4 protein-coding genes are annotated in these 4,999 nt (G+C 34.6%); 2 read left to right on the forward strand and 2 right to left on the reverse strand.

What is annotated here, in order from left to right:
- Positions 1-25: 25 nt before the first annotated feature.
- A complete protein-coding gene (locus ACJMLH_RS06840; protein WP_405276056.1) occupies positions 26-427 on the reverse strand; it encodes a hypothetical protein in 402 nt (133 codons plus the stop codon).
- A 227-nt stretch (positions 428-654) separates the two neighbouring features.
- Here ACJMLH_RS06840 and ACJMLH_RS06845 point away from each other — a divergent pair, with 227 nt between their 5' ends.
- Both ACJMLH_RS06845 and ACJMLH_RS06850 read left to right on the forward strand, forming a co-directional pair.
- Entirely contained in the window at positions 655-1,560 is a 906-nt protein-coding gene (locus tag ACJMLH_RS06845) for an ADP-ribosylglycohydrolase family protein (RefSeq protein WP_405276058.1), read from the forward strand.
- Positions 1,561-1,730: 170 nt separating this feature from the next.
- On the forward strand, positions 1,731-4,505 hold the full coding sequence (locus ACJMLH_RS06850; protein ID WP_405276060.1) for a hypothetical protein: 2,775 nt from the start codon (positions 1,731-1,733) through the stop codon (positions 4,503-4,505).
- Positions 4,506-4,723: 218 nt separating this feature from the next.
- On the opposite strand, the gene ACJMLH_RS06855 is transcribed toward ACJMLH_RS06850, so the two are convergent.
- Positions 4,724-4,999 (reverse strand): hypothetical protein (locus ACJMLH_RS06855; protein ID WP_405276062.1); only part of this gene is annotated, 276 nt, incomplete at its 5' end.

The following is a 4,999-nucleotide window of genomic DNA, read 5'->3' on the forward strand; positions in this document are numbered from 1 at the left end:
AAAAAAAAGAAAAAATGTAGAAAAATTATTTTCTACGGCTTAAAGGATAAATACCTAATGCTGCAAGAGCTACAACTAATACTAATAATGGGTTACCGGTTGCATTAGTGTTAACGTTTGTTGTTTTTGCATTATCGGTACTTCCTGCTGCATTACCAGCATCACTTGCATTATCTGGTGAGTCTGCTAAAGCAGCTATTTCGTTACCTGTTAATTCACCATGACGATAAGGATTATCACCTACATCAAGGTCTTCTTCTTCATCATCTTGGCCTTCATCAGTTGCTTCATCGTCAGCTGCATCATCATCATCAGCTGTGGTATTTTCTACTGATTCATCATCAGCTGCATCATCAGCAATTGCAACATCAGTAGTGTCTACTGCAGAAACAAAGCTTACACTTAAAAGGACAATGAAGATTGCCAAGATTGCAAAAATTCCTTTGTTGATATTATCACCCCCGTAAATAATAGTTTACACAATATCATTTAAATATATATCGTCCAAAGAAAAACAGACAAAAAATCAGAATGCGGGCGTTAATGTCAAACACGGTTTAAATTAATGTATGCGTGTCCAAAAAATCAGTCTGATTCGGGCCATGCACACAAAATAATAACCCTTTAATTACTATTAAGAACAAACATTCAGATATGAAAGTTAAGGATGGAATAATAGGTTTGATAGTTGGCGATGCTCTTGGCGTTCCAGTTGAGTTTACAAGCAGACATGAACGCGAAAAAGATCCGGTAACTGACATGAGGGAATACGGAACATACAACCAGCCTAAGGGAACCTGGTCTGACGACTCTTCCATGACAATAGCTACAGTTGCAAGCATAGTTAACAAAAACGGAATCGACTACGATGACATCATGAATGAATTCATCAACTGGGCTGTTAGAGACGAATACACAAACAGCAGAAGTGGAACATTTGACATGGGAAATACAACAAGGCAATCACTTGAAAACTATTACAACGGAACTCCCGCCCTTGAATCCGGAGGCAGGGGAGAGCGTGACAACGGAAACGGATCACTTATGAGGATTCTGCCCCTTGCATACATCAAAGACATCGACTATGATACAGTCGAGGCAGTCTCATCCCTGACACACGCCCATGAGATATCAAGGACAGCATGTGCATTATACGTTGAAATTGCAAAATCAATGATTGAAAATGACCTGGAAATTTCTGAACATATCAAACTGGCATGCGATAAGATAAAAGAACACTATAAGGGTTCTGAAGTCCTTGAAAAATTTGAGAGAATCTTTTCAAATGATTTGGATGACGTTCGTGGCAGATCATTTGTTGTCGGGTCACTTGAATGTGTAATTCACTGCCTTTTAAATACTGACCGCTACAGGGATGCGGTTTTAAAGGCTGTCAATTTCGGTGAAGATACAGACACAACAGCTGCAATTTGCGGAGGCCTTGCCGGAATCTATTACGGCTATGATTCAATACCCAATGAGTGGGTAAATTCAATCAACAGAATCGATGAAGTAGAGTCATTATGCGAAGAATATGAAGAGTTTTGTGATAATGTCTGAATTGATACATGATTTAAGCAGTTACTGATAGTCTGAAAATCAAAATGCATGATGTAATGTCAATCCCGGCCAGTTCAGTTTAGAAAACTGTAAAAGCATAATTAAAGTAAAAACTTTCAAAACAGATATAAATAAATTGAATTATAAATGTAATAATTGTTGGTGGTTATATGGGATTCTTCGATAAGGTTAAAAAAGCATTAGGATCTGATGATAAATCTCAAAATAGGAATGAAAATATTCAAAACTTTAAATATTTGGATGATTTGATTCATAATGGTGTAAAGGAGATTGTTTTAGATTCAGACATAATACTAAGTGATAATGAAGAATCCGAATATAAAAATGGTATAAAATTAGATATGGGCGATTTGGTCATTGATGGACAAGACCATTCTATTGATGCAAAGATTAAAACACGTATTTTTCATGTTTCAGGCAAAAATATCGCCTTAAAAAATATTATTTTTAAAAATGGGGGTGCAGAAAGTGGTGGTGCCATATATAATGATTATGGGAGTTCTTTGAACTTGGAATCCTGCAGTTTTGAGGGTAACCGTTCAAGAGAATTAGGTGGTGCCATTAGTAACAGCGGAGATTTGAGTTTAAAGTCCTGTAGTTTTGAAGGTAATTTTTTAAGTAAAAATGGTGGCGCTATATATAATGATAGTGGAGGTTTTCTGACTTTAGAATCCTGTAATTTTAATAGCAATTCTTCAAAAGTTGGCGGTGCTATTTATAATAATAGTGAGGGTTCTTTGAGCTTAGTGTCCTGTAATTTTAATAGCAATTCTTCAGAAGATTATAGTGGTGCTATTTATAATAGTGGAGGTTCATTGAGTTTGAAATCGTGCAGTTTTGAAGACAACACTTCAAGATATGATGGTGGCGCTATTAGAAATTGGAATGGTCATTTGAAATTGGAATCCTGCCGTTTTGAAGACAACACTTCAAGAGACGGCACTGGTGGTGCTATTGATAATAGTGGGGGTTCTTTGAACTTAGTGTCCTGCAGTTTCAAGAATAATACCTCAAGAAGTTTGGGAGGTGCTATTGATAATGGGAATGGTCATTTGAAATTGGAATCCTGCAGTTTTAAAGGTAACTCTTCAGGAAATAAGGGAGGTGCTATTCATACTGAGAATGGAAGGTCTTTGAGTTTCAAATCATGCAGTTTTAAAGGTAACTCTTCAGACAGAAGCGATGGTGGTGCTATTTATAATAATAGTGAGGATTCTTTGAGTTTTGTATCCTGCAGTTTTGAAGGTAACTCTTCGGGAGATATGGGCGGCGCTATTGGAAATTGGAAGGGTCATTTGAAATTAGAGTCCTGTAGTTTTGATGGTAACTCCTCCAGAGGGAAAGGCGGAGGCGCTATCTATAATTGGAGTGGCCAGTCTTTGAGTTTGAAATCCTGTAGTTTTGAGAACAATGATAATGCAATTTATACTCAGAGTGGTCGTTCTGATAATCCCAATGCTGTTTTTTTGACTTTAGAATCCTGTGATTTTAAAGACAATGCCGGAATTGATGTTAATTCTACTGGTTTGTGTAATATTTTCAATTCTAATTTTGTTAAAAACTTATCTGAAGGTTCAATAATTATCCAAGAAATGGAAGACAGTAGTTTAACCATTGAAAATACTAATTTTTCATCAAGTACCAACATAGCTAATATTAAAAATGGTTTTTTTAGTATTATTAATTGTAATTTCAATTTATCTGAAAATTTAAGTGAATATGCAATATATAATGAAGATGGCGAATTAACACTAATTAACATAAAATATAACTCCTTCATATCAATATTCAATAACCACATCATTAAAGCTGATGAAGAATTGATAAACTTTATCACACAAGGTCCAGATGCACAACCAATTAAACCTATAAACCCTGAACTACCAAAGGACTATAAAGGATTTACTTACCTCGATGAAAAAATACAGGAATCAAATAGAATAATTATTGACTGTGATATTGTAATGAATGAAATAGAACAAAAATTTTATGAAGGAGGAATAGAACTAGATAAAGATGATTTAATAATCGACGGACTGAAAAAGGATAATTCCAAATCAGTAATTGATGGAAATAACTTATCAAGAATTTTTTTAGTCATAGGAAAAAACATAAAAATAAAAAATATAATATTCAAAAATGGAAAACATTTTAAAAATCATCATAACCTTGAATCAGGCGGAGGAACAATATACATAATGCCTAATGCATCACTTACAATTGAAAATTGCGAATTTGTAGAAAATAACTCCAGACAACACGGAAGCGCAATATATAATAAATCAGATAATTTATCCATTATAGATTCTAAATTTATGAAAAACAATGCGAAATTTGATGGGGGTGCTATCAGTAATATTGGCAGTTCTTTGAGATTGGCATCCTGTAATTTTGAGAGTAATACTTCAGAAAATTATGGTGGTGCTATTTATAATAGTGGAGGTTCTTTGAGTTTGAAATCCTGCAGTTTTGATGGCAACTCTTCACAATATATGGGGGGTGCTATTCACAATAGTCATGAAGGTTCTTCGACTTTGGAGTCCTGTAATTTTAAGGGCAACGCCTCAGGCTGGCACAGTGGAGGTGCTATCTACAATAGTGATGGAAGTTCATTGATTTTGGAGTCATGTAATTTTGAAGATAACCGCTCACGTGAGGACGGTGGTGCTATTCATAATATTGATGGAGGTTCTTTGAGCCTGACATCATGTAATTTTGAGAGTAATACTTCAGGACATTATGGTGGTGCTATTCATAGTTATGGGGGTTCTTTGAGCTTGGAATCCTGTAATTTTAATGGTAACTCCTCAAGCGGGCACGGCGGTGCTATTTATAAATGGAAGGGTTCTTTGAGTTTAGAATCCTGTAGTTTTAATTACAATGAACCTGACAATATTTATCCAAAAGGAAATTATCAATTCTAAATGCAAGCCAATGTAATTTCATGCAAAAATTCCTTTGATGGCTTATATTGACTAATCCTTCTTTTTTGATATTATCAACATTAGTGCGACTGAATCTACTTTCACCGGCAGTTTATATAAAAGTAATAACTTTCTAAAATATATTAATTAGCCATATAGAAAAATATTAAAAAATCGAATTATATCCTAAAAAAAATAATGGGTTAGAGATTAAATCTCTAACGTTTAACTTTTAAAGTTGCTTTTACAGCATCACTCAAGTAGCTTACTTTAATTTTGTAGTTTTTACCTACTTTGAGTTTATTGATTGCTGTCTTTTTGACGGTTACCTTAGCAATACCGTTCTTGTTGGTTTTTCCTTTGTAGGTTTTGCCGTTGACCTTGAATTTGACAGTTTTGCTTTTGAGGGCTGTTTTTCCTTTCTTGAGGGTTGCTTTCAATACAAGTTTTTTGGCTGACTTTTTGACATTAACTGTTTTTGTGGTTTTCAGTAC

The sequence above is a fragment of the Methanobrevibacter sp. genome, assembly GCF_045116495.1.
GTDB lineage: Archaea > Methanobacteriota > Methanobacteria > Methanobacteriales > Methanobacteriaceae > Methanocatella.

Excerpts from the sequence above, each read along its gene's own strand:
- ACJMLH_RS06845 (WP_405276058.1), top strand. The coding sequence starts at position 655 with ATGAAAGTTAAGGATGGAATAATAGGTTTGATAGTTGGCGATGCTCTT.
- ACJMLH_RS06850 (WP_405276060.1), top strand. The coding sequence starts at position 1,731 with ATGGGATTCTTCGATAAGGTTAAAAAAGCATTAGGATCTGATGATAAA.